The sequence below is a fragment of the Pseudomonas sp. LBUM1643 genome (assembly GCF_059716215.1).
On record NZ_CP166813.1, the window covers coordinates 2267606 to 2284692 of the forward strand.

Sequence of the window (17087 nt, forward strand, 5' to 3'; positions counted from 1 at the left end):
CAAGGAGAACGAACATGACTGCACTGCAATCAACCGGCCTAGATACCGGCGCCCAACGCATCGCGCCGTTCAAGATGGCTCATCTGGTGTACCGCTGCGCCGATCGCAAATCCATGGTCGATTGGTACCGGAAAATATTCCAGGCCGACCTGGTGTTCGAGGACGACATTCTGACCTTTATCACCTATGACGATGAGCACCATCGCCTGGCCTTTTTTAACATGCCGGATCTGCCGGAAAAAACCGACAACATGGTCGGTGTTCATCACATTGCTTACAGCTACCAGAGCATTGGTGAAGTGTTGGCGACGTATGAACGCCTCAAGGGGCTCGACATCATGCCGGTCTGGACCATCAACCATGGCCCCACCACGTCGGTTTACTACCGCGACCCGGAAGGCAACGACATCGAGTTGCAGGTCGACAACTTCGCTGATGCCGCCGATGCCGCTGCCTTCTTTCATTCCGAGACCTTCGCCGCTAACCCGATTGGCACCGAATTCGATGCCGATGAACTGGTTGCGATGTGGCGTGCAGGCGCCAGCGATGAACAACTGTGCGCATTGGGCACTGCCGCCACTGGCGTAAACCTCGGCCCTCAATACAGGTAAACAGCATGAAACTGTGTACGTTCCAGATCCAGGATGGCAGCCCTGCTGTTGGTTTGGTTGTCGGTGAGAAGGTCATTCGCATCAGTGATCATTTCAACGCGGCACCCGCCAGCATGATCGAATTGATCAGCGCGTGGGCCGATTGGCGCGAGCCTCTGCAACAGTTGGCCGGGAGCGGTGCGAGGGGCATTGCACTTGATCAGGTCACGCTACTGGCACCGGTGCCGCGCCCGGGCAAGATCCTCGGCATCGGTCTCAATTATGCCGACCATGTCGAGGAGTCGGGCATGGACAGGCCGGCGGACCAGTTGTGGTTCGCGATGATGAGCACGGCGGCCAATGGTCCATTCGCGCCTGTCGATTTGCCGAAAGTGTCCGAGACCCTCGACTACGAAGCTGAAATGGTCTTCATCGTCGGGCAGCGCGGTCGCCATCTCACCCCGGAGACTGCGCGGACGGCGATCTTCGGTTACTGCGTCGGCAACGACGTCAGTGTCCGTGACTGGCAACTGCGCACTTCGCAATTCACCTTGGGCAAGTCGTTCGATACCCACGCGCCATTCGGCCCGTGGATCGTCACGGCTGATGAGATTGGCGATCCTCATCAACTGGGCATCAGATGCTTTGTGAATGATGAAAAGCGTCAGGAATCAAACACCAGCCAGCTGATTTTCGATTGCTACCAGCAAATCGAACACCTTTCCAAAGTCATGACCCTGGAGCCTGGCGATGTGATTTTCTCAGGTACGCCGGGGGGCGTCGGCGCGGGTTTCAAACCGGCACGCTGGCTACGCAAAGGCGATCGGGTACGTGTCGAGATCGACGGGCTGGGCGCCATCGAAAACGTGGTGCGTAGCGAGATTTGAGTGCTGCACGGCGAGGGCCGCGAGTGTGCAGCACGCGGCCCTTGTTATTTCCTTTCGGGAGAAACACCCATGAATGATCAAGCAATCGCCAACGCCATAATCGATTTGGAAAATGCTCGCTGTCGTGCATTGGTGGACGGCGATATCGGCGCTTTGGAAGAGCTCGTTGATGATCAGTTGGTGCATATCCATGCCACCGGCCAGGTCGACGATAAACCGGGTTACTTGCGGCTGGTCGAAACGGCCATCCGATTCTTGCGGGTGGAACGGCAGCAGGATTTTCACGTTCAGGTTCACAGCGACATCGCGATTGCCACCGGGCGTCTGGTGCAGAGCATCGAATTTCGCGCCACCGCAGAGCGTCGTGAAATGGATGTGATCACCACGCAAGTCTGGCTGCGCCGTGGTAACACGTGGCGCCAGATCAGTTTCCAGGCCACCAACCTCTAACCCCCACTTACGGCCCACCCCTAGAGGTGGGTTTCTGATAATAAGAACAAGAGACAGAAAATGAAAAACGTCAAAGTGAAAGCGCTTGGCGCGGTTCTGGCCGCCCTCGCGATGGTGAACTGCTATGCCGATGAAACTGAAAAGACCGGTGAAGGCACGTTATTTCGCAGTGTGTTCGGCGACAGCCTGGAGCGCGATTACGGCATCACCGTATCGAACCTGCTGGACATCGCCTACTCGCGCAATAACCGCTCAAACCATAAAGAGCGAGAAGACGGACTGAGCAATTTGCCCATCACGGGCATGTCTGATGAAGGGTTGGAATTGGGTAGCCTCCACCTTTTCGTCGATAAACAACTCAAGGGCAACTTCATCCCGCGCATCACTCCGCTGCCAGGGCCGAAGCCAGAAGATTTTTCTTTCGGTTTTACTGCCGAACTCAACTATGGTCGTAACTCGCAATTCGCCAGGACCTACGGTTGGGATATGGCGTTGGACATGAACGAGCAGATCAATTCCAAAGCCCAGCGTGACAAAGACTATTTTCTCTCGATCCCCAATTCAGCCGTGGAAATGTATGTCCCTTATGGCCCTGGTGTCAGTTTCATGGCCGGCGTATTTGGCCCGGCGATGGGCTATGAAATCCCGCCCAATGTGCGCTTTGCGCGAAACCCTTTCGCCAGCAAAACCTACGCCTTTGTCAGCGAGCCCGGCACCGTCGCCGGGGTGCTCGCCAGTAGCCGTGTCTACAACGGTAGCTCGGGTATTTTGGGGGTCGAGGTGGGGGTGGTGCAGGGTTGGAATAACCTTCGTGACAATAACGACGACAAGTCGCTGACGGGGGCGGTGCGCTGGCGCACGCAGGACATGAACACCTGGATCGATTACGAATTCATTGTCGGAAATGAACAGAATGACGACTTCAGTGACGTGCAGGCACCACCCTCGAGAATCGTTTCGCCGTCGGGGCAATTCAAGCAGCAACACTCGTTGAATGGCTGGCACAAATTTGACCAGTACTGGTCGATGGGCGCAGAAGTTGTGTATGGCCGCCAGAATGGGGATGGAAAAGCCTCGACGGTCGATGTCGTCAAGGGTCCAGGTTTCGACGGCGCTTCCTGGTGGGGAGCCAACGCGGTGGTGACCTATCAGGTTCAACCGCAGCTGTCCTGGTCCCTGCGGGGTGAACACTTCAGTGATCCCGATGGTTTTATCCTCTTCCCGACAACGACTGCCCGAGGTGACTTCAACGCGGTCACCACGGGGTTTCGTTATGACGTCAACAAGAACCTGTCGCTGCGCCCGGAATTTCGTTACGACTGGTTCGATGGTCGAGATCATGACCGTCCATACGGCAACGGTCGTGATCGTACGCAACTGAGCACGATGGTCGAGGCGCTCTATTATTTTTAGTACGGCTTCAACGCCATCGCTCTGTAGTGAACTCACCGAGCGATGGTTTTTTGCGCCTCTCAGAAGTACACCAGCGCTTCCACTGTAGCGGTCAACTGGTTGCGGGCATCGCCTTGACCAAACGGATGGGCATCGTCGCGGCCATTGAACCAGTCGTATCGCAACTCCGGCCGCAGGGTCAGGTATTTGTTGAAGTCGTAACGGGCCCCCGTCGTCAGTGCGTTAAACGCACCGCGAGCGGTGGAAGAGGGGAACAGGACGTAGCCGTCCGGGTCGTCGAAATGCTCGACGCGTACTGAGAACGACAAGTCCTTGCGTTGCTGGTAGGTCAGCACGACGTTGGCACCCCACCAATGCGCGCCATCAAAACCGGGTCCCGTGACGATGTCGACGGTAGAAGCCTTACCGTCTCCGTCCTGGTGGCCGTAGACCATTTCCCCACCCATCGACCATTGCTCATTGAACCGATGCCAGCCATTGAGCGAGTGCTGTTGCTTGAACTGGCCATCGGTTGAAATCAGTCGACCGCGCGGCGTCTGGATATCGCTGCGACTGTCGTTCTGTGAGTCGCCGACCAGAAACTCATAATCGATCCAGGTGTTCATGTCGGGCGTGCGCCAGCGCAACGCACCGAGCAGCGCCTTGCTGTCGTTGTTGTCGCGCAAGTTGCCCTGACCCTGAATCACCCCCAGTTCCGCACCGAACAGCATGCTGGAGTTGTTGATCAAGCGTTTGCCCAGCAGGAAGCCGGATACGGCGCCGGACTCGGTCATGAAGGCATAGGAGCGGCTGGCAAACGGGTTGCGTGCGGCACGGATGTTAGGTGGTATCTCGTAACCCAAACCTGAGCCAAAGATACCGGCGATCGCGGTGAACCCACCTGCATAGGGCAAGTAAGCGGTGGCGGCAATGTTGGGTACAGCCAGAAAATTCTGCTTGTCGCGCCGGGCCTTGTCCGCATCGTTATCGCCGGGCGAGTTGATGCCCCAATGCATATCCCAACCATACGTGCGCGCCTGCTGGGCATTACGACCATAGGCGGCTTCAAGGGTAAATCCGAAAGAGGCCTCGGTCGGCGCCGGCCCCGGCAATGGCGTGACACGGGGAACGAAGTTGGCCTTCAACGCTTTATCGGCAAACAGGTGAAGGGTGGCCAGTTCAAATCCTTCGTCCGAAAAGCCAGCGATCGGTGTGTTGGTTTGCCCTGACTTGCGGTCGTCGCGGGATGAGTTGTTATTGCGTGAGTAACCGGCGTCCAGCAGGCCGGACACTGTGATGCCGTAATCGCGCTCCAGAGAGTCGCCGACAATACTGCGAAACACGGTGCCTTCGCCGACGTCTGCACGCTGCCCGGCCAGGCAATGGCTTGTTGCGAGCGCGAGCAAAACCGCACCAAACGATTTGATGTTGATGTTCTTCATGGGGTTTCTCTTATTTTTGTTGGGGAAGCGGCCATTCGCTGGCCTCTCGCGGCGGCCGTCAGTTGGTAGCGGGTATTCCCGCGGCTCGGTTCAGGCGCCAGAAGCTGAAGATGCCAAGCGCCGCGATGGCGGCGGGAATGGCGGCGGCCACCAGCAGATCACTCGTGGACCACTGCAGGTGCAGCAATGTGGCGCCAATGAACGGTCCACAGATGCCGCCCAGGCGACCGACACCTAGCGTCCAGCCAGTACCGGTGGCGCGCAAGGCGGTCGGATAAAAAGTCGCGGTCATGGCGTTCAATGCCGCCTGGCCGCCGAGGATGCCAAAGCCTGCGACAGCGATAGTCAGGTAAGCGAGATTGATCGAAGCGTAGAAATGGCTGAACAAAAGAATGGCAATGGCAGACACGATAAACGTGGGCACCAGCACGGTGCCGAAGCCGCGGCGGTCGACAAACCAGCCCAGCAGCCAGCCGCCCGCCAGGCCACCCAGCCACATGGATGTGCCCGCAAGCACCGCTTGTGAAGGGGTGTGGCCTGCGCCGCTCATCAGTACCGGCGTCCATGAGGCGAGGAAGTACACGCAGAGCATGTTCATAAAGTTGATCAGCCACAGCAGCAGCGTGCCCGGCAGCCGACCTTCGGCGAACAATAGAGAGAACGACAGGCCTTTCTTGCGCGGTTCACCGATGACCAGGACAGTCTGCGGATCGATCTGCAGGCCAGGCTCAATGCGTTTCAGGATGGCCCTGACACGGTCGAGCTGGCGTGCACGCAGTACGCTCCATTGAAGCGATTCGGGCAGGGCAAAAAACATCAGCACACCCACGCACAACGGTGCGATGGCGCCCAGGTAGAACACCGCTTGCCAGCCGTACTGTGGAATCAGCGCGGCTGCAATAGCGCCGCCGACCAGGCCGCCGACCACCATGCCCGAAGACACCAGCGTCAACAGCGTGACGCGGTTGTGCCTCGGTGCAAATTCCGTCACCAGGGTAGCAACGTTCGGCACGATGGCACCCATGGCGATCCCGGTGAAAAACCGCAGCGTCATCAGGCCATCCACCGTCGTCGCGTGGGCGGTGAAAAACATCAAGACCGCCATCACCAGCGAGGCGGCTACCAGCACGGGTCGCCGACCCATGCGGTCAGCCACCGAGCCCAGCGCAAGCGACCCGATCAACATACCGAGCATGCTGATGCTGAACACCGGACCCAGGTTGGCTTTGGGAATACCCCAATCGGCAATGAGGCTGGGGGCTGCATAGGCCATGGCTTGAATATCGAAGCCATCGACGACCATGCACAGGAAGCATTGAACGAGCACAAGCAGCTGAAAGGCGCCCAACCGGCTTCTTTCGACGATCGCGCAGATGTCGAGTTGATTGTTCACAAGCAAATACCTCTGTTGTAATTATTTTCGGTAATAGCGGTGTTTGGTTTGCAATATCGGAACGAGTGGAGGGTGCGGATAAGCTCTCGGTTAAAAGGTTGGTAATCGCGGCTTGTCAGTCAGCGAGCCATGCGCGAGCTTCGGCCCGCATGCCTTGTTCAAGCTCACTGCCGCGAGTGGCAAACAGACGATTGAGTGGAAAACCGCTCTTATCCAACAGATAGGCCAGTGGCGCGTATTCACGCGGATAACGCGCTACGAGGTCACGATCAATCTCGACCAGGCCTTGTGGGAAAGTGAAGCTACCCATGTCATAGATGCTTTGGCGTTTGACCAGCTTCCACAGGCCTTCGCGTTTTTCGGCCAAGTCATAGAAACGGTTGTGTACGCTGCACCCCAGACCCAGCTTGACGTTTTCGGCCACGATTACCGCGTTGGTTTCGACAATGGCTTTATTGCCGTTGAAGGTCACCACCGGGGTGCCGATCAAGTGTTTGGTGCGCAGGTCGGAGTTGCCCATGCGCTTGGAGCCTTTGACAAACTCGGCGAACGGCCCTTCAAACCAGGTGATTTCAATGGTCCCGTCAGGATGAGCGAGGTTGGCCAACTCATCCCATTGGCCCAAGTCACGATGAATCCAGCCGGTGATCAGGTCAGTGATTTGAAACCGGTCTTCGAGGTAAGTCTGCATGAGGTGTCCTTGGCAGGTAACGGAGTGTCGGATTCAGCATCGTCCTCTGGACAGATAACTTCAAATAGATTGATATGAACGATCAATCATTAAATCTGATGAGGCTTACGGCAATGGATCTGCGGCATTTACGTTATTTTCTGGCTGTTGCCGAGGAAGGCCATTTTGGTCGGGCCGCCCAGCGTCTGCACATCGTTCAGTCCGCCCTGAGCATGCAAATCCGTTCCCTGGAGGAAGAACTCGGCGGGCCTCTGTTCTTGCGTACCAGCCGTCGCGTAGAGCTCACGGAGGCGGGTGCCCTGCTGCGTGCCGAAGCACAACGCACCCTCGATCAGGCGGCGCACGCCCAACAAGTGGTGCAGCGGTCTCTGCGCGGCGAAATGGGCACCGTACGGATTGGCTTCGCCGGCAACGCCGTGTTCAGTGGCAGGTTAATGGCCGACGTTCGCGCCTTTCGTAAGGCGTTCCCGGACGCGGAGGTCGTCCTGCGCGAGTTGGCGCCGCACCTGCAGGTCGAAGCTATTCAGAACGGCCAGCTGGATTTGGGGTATGCCCCCAGTCATGGCGGACAGGCTCTGGACACCGCACTCCTGTTTGAGCGAATTGGCACGTGGCCCTTGGTCGTTGCAATGCCCGAGGACCATCCGTTGGCCAATCAACAGCCCTTGCGCGTGCCGATGCTGGGTGCCGAGTCGTTGATCGTCTATGCCGCCCACGGTGCGGATGAACACATGCTTGCCGCGCTTCGCAAAGCACTGGGGCGTGAGCCCAAGGTTCAGCGCACCACCAGCACCTTGAGTGTGCTGGCATTGGTGGCCGCTGGAATGGGCGTAGCGCTGGTGCCCGAGCCGTTGACACAAGTGATGATTCCCGGCCTGATCTATCGAACCTTCGATGACGTCGAACCCCAAGCCGACCTGTTGCTCATCAGCCGTGTGAATGAAACGGCGGGTACGGTGCATGCGTTCCTGAAGGTGGCACGCCAGGGAGGAATGGCCGCTGCGACTCCAAGACAGTCCTGACTGGCAAGCTTCTCTTAGTCGTGCCAGCAGCGGTACCAGCCATTTTTCTCGCTGATGTGTAGCGGGGTCTGATACAGCTCTGACAAGTTTTCACTCGTCAGAATGTCGGCTTTTGGGCCGTCAGCAATAATTTGTCCTCGGTTGATCAGCACCACGCGGTCAATTTCGGGAATGATCTCGTCAACGTGGTGAGTGGTGATGATCAATGACCGGTCCTTACTGCAAAAGCTGCGCAACAGCGTCAGCATGGCCACGCTGGCGCCCATGTCCAGGCCATTGGAGGGCTCATCGAAAATCAACGCCTCGGGATGATGAACAAGTGCTCGGGCCAGCAGGAGACGCCGCCTCTGGCCCGTGGAAAGGCGCTGAAACATGCAGGCCTCTTCCTGCGCAATTCCGAGTCTGGTCATCATTGCCCGCGCCTGATCAACCTGGATATTCGTCGGTTGAAGGTGTTCATGACTGCCAATGGCACCGAAAAAACCGGAAACGACAACCTCTAATGCCGTGGTATAGGGCGTGTAGTTCTCTTGCAGGTCGTGCGAAACAAAACCGATCCTGTCCCGCAACTGCCAAAGATGAATCGTTTCGCTGTCAAAAAGCTTCAGGTAGCTGCCTTCCTGCGCAACGGGATACAGCTCCCGGTTTATCAGTTTAAGCAGGGTGCTTTTACCCGCGCCGTTGGGGCCCAGGATTGCCACGCGCTCGTGCGGTTCAATCTTCAACGACAACCGATTGAGCACCCGTGTCTGTTGTTGGTACGCGGTGACTTGGTGGAATTCGATCATGTATAAAACCTCGCGCAAAGAATGCTGAACGCCCGAGCTAGAGGCGAAACCTGTTGATGTGTCCGCGCAGACCCGTGGCCAGGAGCGACAGTTCTTCGCTGGTCGAATGAATCTGTACCGCGCCCGCCGAGGTTTGCACCGACAGATCACGAATGCTGATCAAGCTCCGGTCAATTTCCCGAGAGACTTGGGCTTGCTGCTCGGACGCGGTGGCGATGACGATGTTCATTTGACTGATTGACTCGACTGCAATGGTTACCTGTTGCAACGCCGAATCCGCCTCTTGAGCAATGCCTAAGGTTGAGTGGACACGATCCGTGCTCAGTTGCATGGACGACAATGTGTGCGCCGCCACGCTGCTTAGCTCGCTGACCATCTGTTCAATCTCACCCGTAGATTGCTGCGTGCGAAAAGCTAATGCCCGCACTTCCTCGGCGACGACGGCAAAACCTCTACCTGCTTCCCCCGCCCTGGCGGCTTCAATGGCCGCATTCAGCGCGAGAAGGTTAGTCTGCTCGGCAATAGACCGTATTACTTCAAGCACCCGGTTAATGCCGGACACGCTGCTTGCAAGTGCTTCTACGCGATCTGCGGTAATGGTAATGCGCTCCGCTAATAGTGAGAGCGACTCAAGCGTCTCGACGACTCGGGCTTTCCCGGTTTGTGCCGCCACATCCGTGGTTCGTGAAGCGTGTGCCGTTGCCGATGCATTTCTCGCGACTTCATCGACCGCAGCGGTCATTTCATTCACGGCCGTGGCGGCTTGCTCGATTTCCCTGTTCTGTTCCTGAAGCCCGTTCGTAGCGATCGCTATCACTGAATGAAATTGCTGCGAGGACGAAGCCAGCAGGGTGGAAGAGTCCGTTATACGCAGGACGGTGTCGTGAAGATTGCCCTGCATGGCCCTCAATGCTCGAAGCAATAAGGCTGGCTCATCGTTCCCCGTATCGTCGATTGAAGAGGTCAAATCACCTTGCGCAATGTTCTCCGCTACCTTCAGAGCGTCGAGCAGAGGCTGGTTAATACTTCTGGTGTAGAGCGTCGCCAACAGTACCGTCAGCAGGGCGGCCAGTGCCATTGCCGCAATGACCCCAGTCACGACTCGATCACCTGTCTGCTGTTCGTTTTCAGCGGCCTGGTGATAATGCTTCAGATAAAAATCCAGCAGTTGACCCGAGCTTGCACCCAGCTCCATGGCAAATTTATCGATAGGCCCATTGAGTATTTCTGTCGCTGCCTGCTGTTGACCCGCGGCTGCCAGGCGGATCACTTCAAGCTGTTCATGCCGGAACGCTTTCGAGGCGACCACGTAGCGTTCGAAGATTTCCTGCTCCGGCTTTTCGTGCAGGTGCGCGGCAAAATCATCTTGCTGCTGTCGAACGCTTTCGAGTACTTGCTTCAACGCAGTCTGATTGGCGGCCAAGGCAACGGGATCCTGTAGAACTACCATCCTGAAGGTCATTATTCCGGCTCGATCCTCCGTTGTGTTCAACGCTGCAAGCCGGATGATTGCGGGGACCCAGACCTCTCTGATGGCTTCGGACTGCACGCTCATTTGCTTGACCATACTCAATGAGAACAGGCCAAGCAGCAGGACGACCAAGCCAATCAAGCCAAAGCCGAAAATTGAGCGCGGTGCCAACTTCATTTTTCTGAAAAACAACGGATTTGTCCTCAAAGAAGGGGATCGCAGCGTGCGCATTGATGGATGCTTTGTTTTTTTGCCGCTGTCTTGGCGAACATCAGATGAGACGGCGCCGGCATGTGGCCGGCGCCTTACTTCGATGAAACGCTCAAGGGATAAATCAGCGCCGGGCGATCGTGGCGCCTGGCGCTGGCACGCTCATCGTGTGCGTGGCGCGGGAGAGCTGTTGTTGCGAACAAACAATCCCATTCCGACCTCCTGTCGCTCCCCGGGTGGAGAGTGAATTTTGTTAAACGCTGTCGATGCCTTCGACCCCAGGCTCGGCCACTCTGGCGGGTGCGGTTTCACGTAAACAGGTCGCGACCAGCAACCCGACCACCACCGCGCCGAGTGCCAGATACATCGTGTTTTCGATCCCGTGATGCTGTGCGATATAACCCGCGATAGCCGGCGCGACACCGCCGCCAAAAATCTCACCAATGCCCACCACCAACCCGGTAGCGGTAGATGTCAGCGCGGCCGGCACGGATTCACTGGTGAGTGGCCCGACCGTCATGCAGATCATGCTGAAGTTGAAGAAAATCGTCAGAAACAGTAGCGCGAACAACTTGACCGGCTCGGCACCAGTGCCCATCAGCAACCAAAGAAAGGCGCCGGTGGCGACGAACGATATGAGCACCACCGGTTTACGGCCGATGCGGTCTGACACGGCAGGCATGATCAATTGCCCGAGAAAACCACCCAGGCCGATGGCCGACATGACGAAGCCCATCTGCTGTACTTCCAGGTGCAAATAGTCCATCAAGTAGTTAGGCATCATCACGCTGATCACGAACAGGCAGGTCAGCATGCAGAACATGCCGACGATGTTCAGCAGTACGTTGCGATAGCGCAGGGCATCCAGCCAGCTCGGGCAGTCCACTGCGGCACTGGCTTCGGCTTTTTTCGCAGTGGCTGCGCGCGTTTCCCGCAAGTAACGGTACATCGCCAATGCCAGCAGGAAACCCGGCAGCGAAACGATCACGAACACCCAGCGCCACGAAGGCACGACGAGCAACAGCTGTGTGGCGAGAATGGGCGCGAGACCCAAGCCGAGGATCGGGAAAAACGCCTGCTGAATGCCGATGTTCATCCCGCGCCGGCGAGGATGCGATGACTCTGCCGTGGCCGCCAGAGCTGTTGGGGTGAAAGCGCCTTCGGAGATGCCCATGATCGCGCGGATCAGCATCAACCCGCCGATGCCGGTCGCCAAACCGGAAAGGCCTGCGAGCAGCGAAAACATCAGCACGGCCGGAATCAGCACTTTGCGTCGACCGATGCGATCGGACAGCCGCCCCATGAAAATCGAAGAAATGCCCCAGGCCAGGCCCAGTATCGCGGTCACGTTGCCCAGATCCTGATAGTTAAGGCCCAGGTCTTTCATCATCACCGGGAATAGCGGCAGGATGATGAACCGGTCCAGGCCCACGAGGCCGAAGCCCAAGGCCAGCAGAGCTACCGCTTTGAACTCGTAACGCACATCCCACGCATGCTTATTGTTATTCATGGTTGTTACTCGGGTGGAGTTGAGGGTTAGCGGCCGTATGCAAGCCCGGCCGCCAAGGGCTTAGAAATAAAACAGCGCTTCAACCAGGCCGGTCATCTGCGTGCTGTTGCGACCCGCGCCAAACGGGTGATCGTCGGCATTGCCATCGAACACGTCGTAACGCACTTCAGGGCGCAACGAGACGTACTTGTTCAGGTCATAGCGCAGGCCCGCAGTAAGGGCATTGAAATTGCCGCGAGCGGTAGAAACCGGCAGCAGGATGAACCCGTCGGGATCGGCAAAATGTTCGGCGCGCACCGAGTAGGAGAGGTCCGGGCGTTGCTGGTAGGTGAGCACCGCGTTGGCACCCCACCAATGGGCTCCATCGAAACCAGGGCCGTTGATGATGTCGACGGTTGTGGCCTTGCCGTCACCGTTCTGACGGCCATAAACCAGCTCGGCGCCCATCGACCAGTTTGAGTCGAAACGATGCCAGCCGTTGAGCGAGTGTTGTTGTTTGAACTGACCTTGTGGCGACACCAGGCGCGACGTTGGAGCCTGTACATCGCTGAAGCTGTCGTTCTGTTCATCGCCGAGGATGAACTCGTAGTCGATCCAGGTCTGCATGTCTGCGGTACGCCAACGCAGGGCCCCCATCATCGACTTCTGATCGTTGTTGTCGCGCAGGTTGTTCCAGCCCTGGACTACCCCCAGTTCGGCGCCGAGAAGCGACGATTCGCCGTTGTACAGTCGAGTGCCGAGCAGCACGCCACTTACGGTTCCCGGCTCGCTAACGAAGGCGTAAGTCTTGCTGGCAAACGGGTTACGCGCGGCACGAATGTTGGGCGGGATTTCGTAGCCCAAGGCCGGGCCGAATACCCCGGCCATGGCAGTTATTCCAGGGCCGTAAGGCAGGTAGGCGGTGGCGGCGATGTTGGGGATGGCAAGGAATTTCTGCTTGTCGCGCTGGGCCTTGGCGAGGTTGTCGTCACCGGGAGAATTAACGTCCCAGTGCATGTCCCAACCCGTGGTACGGGCGAACTGGGCATTACGCCCGTAGTTCATTTCGAAGGTAAATCCGAAGGATGCTTCGCTCGGCGCAGGACCTGGCAACGGTGTGATACGTGGCACCATGGTGCCCTTCAGTTGCTTGTCGACGAAAAGATGCAAACTACCCCATTCCAGCCCCTCGTCGGCGAAACCAACCACCGGGAGATTACTCAAACCGTCCTGACGCTCATCGTGTGTCGAGCGATTATTGCGAGAGTAAGCGGCGTCAAAAAGGCCTGAGACCTGAATCCCGTAATCCTTCTCCAGCGTGTCCCCAAACAGGCTACGAAACAGTGTGCCTTCACCCGTTTCAGGGGGCTCGGCTGCGTGTGTGTTGAGCGTTGCGAAGGCGGCCAGAACCGCACCAAGCGTTTTCACCTTGATGTTGATCATTATCTGTCTCTTGTTTTTTTTGTCAGAGTTTTAGAGAGAGGGGCGTCCATGCCACCGGGAAATCGTCTCAGGCGTGGCGGGCCTTTCCACCATTAACAACGTGGGGTTGGCTGCTTTGTTGCAATTGCTCGCGCAGGGAGTTGAGCAATTTGGGTAACGCGGACAGTTCTGCAACGCCGCCATAGCAGTAGTAGTCGGGGCGCACGATAAGGGCTTTGAGTCCGGCCTCGGCCATGAAGCGCAGGTATTTGCCGGAGACGTCGCGATAGATGCCTTTGCTGCTGTCAGCCGTTTGCGCGAGTCGAACGACTTTCAGATCGTAGTCATGGATGAAGCTCTGCTGCTCAGGCGTGAGCGATGCCAGAGGATCCTGGTCACCTCGGACAAGCAGGTGGAAACCGCGTCCAATAACTTCGTCATACCGGCTGACCTTGCCACCGATTTCGATCGAGCCGTGAACCCCAAGAATGCCGCGCAATTGGCCATCCTTCTGCAGTAAACCATCGGTTAAACCCGGGAACGGCGGCAGTGGTGCGACGTTGCCGCTCATATAGGCTGCATCGCGCTCGGCGGCCTTCACCGGGTCCGATACACAAACGACTTTACCCATGGCCATGGACGCTTCGATCACGGCGCGGATCTGCGGTTTGCGCTCCAGTGTGTAGCTGTCCAATAGGGTGTCGTCAGCCAAACCGCGCAGCAGCAAATCGAGACGCCAGGACAGGTTCCAAGCATCCCGTATCCCCGAGCACATGCCTTGGCCCATAAACGGCGGCATTACGTGGGCGGCGTCGCCAGCCAGCATTACTCGACCGCTGTGCCAGTTCGAGGCAATGCGTGAACGGAACTGGTAAACCGCATGGCGTACCAAGTCAGCGGTGTCCGGCGTCACCCAGCGCGACAGCAGCGACCAGACCTTGTCGGTGTCTTGCAAGTCTTCGATGGTTTCATGGGGCAGGCGCATGAATTCCCATCGGCGGTAACCGGGACCGCCAGGGACCATGGTGGTTGGTCGTTCGGGGTTGCACCATTGGCCGATGTCCGGCACATCCAGTTGCACCCCAGGCTTGGGTTGCAAGTCGACCACCAGCCAGTCTTCCTGAAAGCCCAGGTCCTGCCATTCAATGCCCAGCGACTGGCGCACGAAGCTGTTGGCGCCGTCGGCACCGATCACATAACGAGCCCGGACACTTTGCTGCTCTTCACCCAGTGAAAACTTGCCGTCTTCGCGAATGACCCGATTGAGAACCATATCGCAGCCTTGGGTGTCTTGTTTCAGTGCAGTTGCTTCCCAGCCCTGATGGACCTGCACGTTGCCGATGCTCTTGGCTTTGCTGTCCAGTGCGGCTTCCAGCGATGGCTGATTGAACAGGTAACCGAACGGCCCGTCACTGATGGATTCAGCCGACCAATCGATCTCTACCAGGACTTTCCAGTCAGCGTTGAACCACTGATAGCGTGCCGACGGCTGGGAGATTTTCGCCAGTTCTTCGCCAAGGCCCATGGAAAGGAAAATGCGGCGAATCTCATGATCGTAAAACACTGCCCGCGGGAGCGGGTAAAGCGCTGGCCAGCGTTCGAAGACGGCGACTGAATAACCCATTTGGCCCAATAGAATGGCCAGGGTCTGGCCCACGGGGCCGTAACCGGCAATGGCGACATCGACTGTAGTGTGCTGGTTCATGATCTGTGCCTCGTGTACTTCGCAATGATTTCCGGACATGGCCGGGCCTGTTGCGCGAACCAGGGAGGCTCGCGCAATACAGGAATTCCAGTTTTTTTAAACAATAAGCGGCAGGCGACTCAGGCAGGTGCCGGGGTATCCGCTTCAGTGTTGAAAATGAAGTTGTCCGGCACGTCCGGGCCCCAGAGGTACAGTGAGTTTTCCGGGGGGTAATCGCCAGCAGGCCATTCGCTACCTTCGGAGATGTAGTCCATGTCTGCCGAGTACTCGCAGAACGAACCCCACGGATCCTGCACGTAATGAAAGTAGTTAGAACCCAGGCAATGACGACCCGTGCCCCAGCCTTTCACGTGTCCCGCCGCTGCCATTTGCGAAGCGCCCGCGCCGACTTCATCAATGCTGTCGACTTCCCACGCAGCGTGGTGCCAACCCTTGGCGCTACTCTTGGCGAACGCCACCAGATGATGGTCGCAACCGTGCGCGGCATGACTGAAGGCGATAATGTCCATCGACTTGTCGGAGAGCTTCAAGCCCAGGGCCTGTTGGTAAAAGTGCAGCGCGCCAAGCACATCGGGGGTAAACAACAGGACATGGGACAAGCGGCGAGGGCGGACCTGCGCCATGGCGTCGCGGGTCGTCGCGCCGCGGCTGTTGGACGGGGTGATGCTGTTGTGGTGGTCGGACTTTTGATCGGGCATGGTTTTTTCGCCGACCTTCACCTGCAACAGGTTGCCGTCCGGGTCGCGAAACCACATTCCTGCTTCGGGACGATCTTCGAACAGCCCGCCAGCGGTTTCGATCTGCTGGCGTAACGCAGCGTAATCCTGCTCGTAGCAGTTGAAACTCAGATAGGCGAGGGACTTGGAGGCCGCAGGGAAAATTTTTGCCCAGACATGGCCGTCAGTTGCTCGTAAGAGAAGCTGGTTCTGTTCACGGAGAACGTCGAGGCCGAAGCTTTCGAAGAACTGGCAGGCTTCGTCCAGAGACGGGACGTTCAGCGCGTAATGATCGATTGAATGCACACCATGGGACACGCTCATGATTGCCTCCATTTTAATTATTCTTGTAGTGGGGCGCAGGGGCGAGGTCGGCCCCGCGCCAAGTTTGAAGCTGTGTCTGTTATCAGACTTCGTCGACAACCGGGTTGACCAGTTTGCCAATGCCCTCGATCAATATTTCGACCACATCGCCCGCTTTCAGATAAACCTTGGGATTCATGCCAAAACCAACGCCAGCCGGGGTGCCACTGACAATCACGTCGCCAGCTTCGAGAGTGACCGCTTCACTTAGCGTAGAGATGATGGTGGCGACGTCGAATAGCATGTCGTTGGTGTTGGCCGATTGTACAACCTTGCCGTTGACGCGTGTCTCAAGCAGCAAGCCTTTGCCACCCGCAGGCAACTCATCTGCGGTCACCAAAATCGGCCCGAATGCGCCGGTGTCATCGAAGTTTTTACCGACGGTCCACTGCGGCGAGATGAACTGGTAATCGCGTACCGAGCCTTCGTTGAACAGCGCATAACCGGCGACGTGTTCGAGTGCGTCTTCCTTGCGGATGTGACGGCCGCCGCTTTTCAGAACCACAGCCATTTCACCTTCGTAGTCGAGGGTGTCGGAGATGCGCGGACGAATCAGCGGTTTGTTATGGGCTGTCAGGCTGGAGTTCCAGCGAGGAAACAGGGTGGGGTAGGTTGGTTGAGCGTAAGGAGACTCTTTGGTGTGATCGGCGTAGTTCAGGCCGACGCAAACGATTTTGGTCGGACGCTCCATCAATGGCAGGTAAGCGTCTTCAGCGATTTCAACGATAGCGCCATTGGCCCCTTGGGCATGAGTGGTCAGATCGACACCTCGCGCCAACAACGACTCCAGCGTTTCGGTTCCCAGTACTCGTACGCCGTCGGCGGTGACGACACCCAGAACAGGTTGACCTTGATTGAGGAAGCGGACGTAGCGCATGACAGGTTTCTCTTGTTGATTTGATGGGCGCCGGTGGTGAAGGGCAGTACCGACTGCGTGTTGACAAAGCTAGAGCTAAAAAAATATACCGTCAACAAGAAAATATATATTTCAGATAATGTGAGAAATTATTCATCCTGTGTATGATTCGTGCAGACAAGCGAAAAATGGAGTCGACC

General features: G+C 57.4%; 15 protein-coding genes and 1 pseudogene. 5 read left to right on the forward strand and 11 right to left on the reverse strand.

The window, feature by feature from the left end; translation table 11 throughout:
• The first annotated feature begins 14 nt into the window (after window positions 1–14).
• From ACA063_RS10260 to ACA063_RS10275, 4 genes are all read left to right on the forward strand, one after another.
• Window positions 15–611, forward strand: a complete 597-nt coding sequence (locus ACA063_RS10260) for a VOC family protein (RefSeq protein WP_497665743.1) — start codon at window positions 15–17, stop codon at window positions 609–611.
• 5 nt (window positions 612–616) lie between these two features.
• A complete protein-coding gene (locus ACA063_RS10265; protein WP_497665744.1) occupies window positions 617–1477 on the forward strand; it encodes a fumarylacetoacetate hydrolase family protein in 861 nt (286 codons plus the stop codon).
• Window positions 1478–1546: 69 nt separating this feature from the next.
• A complete protein-coding gene (locus tag ACA063_RS10270; protein WP_497665745.1) occupies window positions 1547–1927 on the forward strand; it encodes a nuclear transport factor 2 family protein in 381 nt (126 codons plus the stop codon).
• Window positions 1928–1987: 60 nt separating this feature from the next.
• On the forward strand, window positions 1988–3340 hold the full coding sequence (locus ACA063_RS10275) for an outer membrane beta-barrel protein (RefSeq protein WP_497665746.1): 1353 nt from the start codon (window positions 1988–1990) through the stop codon (window positions 3338–3340).
• A gap of 59 nt (window positions 3341–3399) precedes the next feature.
• On the opposite strand, the gene ACA063_RS10280 is transcribed toward ACA063_RS10275, so the two are convergent.
• The 3 genes from ACA063_RS10280 to ACA063_RS10290 all read right to left on the reverse strand — a co-directional run bounded on the left by ACA063_RS10280 (window position 3400) and on the right by ACA063_RS10290 (window position 6845).
• The gene (locus tag ACA063_RS10280) at window positions 3400–4761 is read right to left on the reverse strand and encodes an outer membrane beta-barrel protein (RefSeq protein ID WP_497665747.1); all 1362 of its coding nucleotides are present in this window, start codon (window positions 4759–4761) and stop codon (window positions 3400–3402) included.
• A 58-nt stretch (window positions 4762–4819) separates the two neighbouring features.
• On the reverse strand, window positions 4820–6154 hold the full coding sequence (locus tag ACA063_RS10285; RefSeq protein ID WP_497665748.1) for an MFS transporter: 1335 nt from the start codon (window positions 6152–6154) through the stop codon (window positions 4820–4822).
• Between the two features lie 115 nt (window positions 6155–6269).
• Window positions 6270–6845 (reverse strand): nuclear transport factor 2 family protein, encoded by a 576-nt coding sequence (locus ACA063_RS10290; protein ID WP_497665749.1) that lies wholly within the window; start codon window positions 6843–6845, stop codon window positions 6270–6272.
• A gap of 113 nt (window positions 6846–6958) precedes the next feature.
• Here ACA063_RS10290 and ACA063_RS10295 point away from each other — a divergent pair, with 113 nt between their 5' ends.
• Window positions 6959–7867: a LysR substrate-binding domain-containing protein gene (locus ACA063_RS10295; protein WP_348124490.1), complete on the forward strand. Its 909-nt coding sequence runs from the start codon at window positions 6959–6961 to the stop codon at window positions 7865–7867.
• A 14-nt stretch (window positions 7868–7881) separates the two neighbouring features.
• Here the strand turns inward: ACA063_RS10295 and ACA063_RS10300 are convergent, their stop codons facing one another.
• The 8 genes and pseudogenes from ACA063_RS10300 to ACA063_RS10335 all read right to left on the reverse strand — a co-directional run bounded on the left by ACA063_RS10300 (window position 7882) and on the right by ACA063_RS10335 (window position 16908).
• Window positions 7882–8655 (reverse strand): ABC transporter ATP-binding protein, encoded by a 774-nt coding sequence (locus tag ACA063_RS10300; RefSeq protein WP_497665750.1) that lies wholly within the window; start codon window positions 8653–8655, stop codon window positions 7882–7884.
• Between the two features lie 37 nt (window positions 8656–8692).
• Window positions 8693–9556 (reverse strand): methyl-accepting chemotaxis protein, encoded by an 864-nt coding sequence (locus ACA063_RS10305; RefSeq protein ID WP_497666500.1) that lies wholly within the window; start codon window positions 9554–9556, stop codon window positions 8693–8695.
• Window positions 9548–10357 (reverse strand): annotated as a pseudogene (locus ACA063_RS10310) (MCP four helix bundle domain-containing protein); the annotation flags it as partial. The pseudogene ACA063_RS10310 and the gene ACA063_RS10305, both read right to left, overlap by 9 nt.
• 232 nt (window positions 10358–10589) lie before the next feature.
• On the reverse strand, window positions 10590–11846 hold the full coding sequence (locus ACA063_RS10315) for an MFS transporter (protein WP_497665751.1): 1257 nt from the start codon (window positions 11844–11846) through the stop codon (window positions 10590–10592).
• A 60-nt stretch (window positions 11847–11906) separates the two neighbouring features.
• Complete coding sequence (locus tag ACA063_RS10320) at window positions 11907–13268, reverse strand: outer membrane beta-barrel protein (RefSeq protein WP_497665752.1); 1362 nt, start codon at window positions 13266–13268, stop codon at window positions 11907–11909.
• Window positions 13269–13335: 67 nt separating this feature from the next.
• On the reverse strand, window positions 13336–14952 hold the full coding sequence (gene mhpA, locus ACA063_RS10325; protein ID WP_497665753.1) for a bifunctional 3-(3-hydroxy-phenyl)propionate/3-hydroxycinnamic acid hydroxylase MhpA: 1617 nt from the start codon (window positions 14950–14952) through the stop codon (window positions 13336–13338).
• A 119-nt stretch (window positions 14953–15071) separates the two neighbouring features.
• Window positions 15072–15992, reverse strand: coding sequence for a VOC family protein (locus ACA063_RS10330; RefSeq protein ID WP_497665754.1), 921 nt, complete (start codon window positions 15990–15992; stop codon window positions 15072–15074).
• A gap of 82 nt (window positions 15993–16074) precedes the next feature.
• Window positions 16075–16908, reverse strand: a complete 834-nt coding sequence (locus ACA063_RS10335; protein WP_497665755.1) for a fumarylacetoacetate hydrolase family protein — start codon at window positions 16906–16908, stop codon at window positions 16075–16077.
• Window positions 16909–17087: the final 179 nt, after the last annotated feature.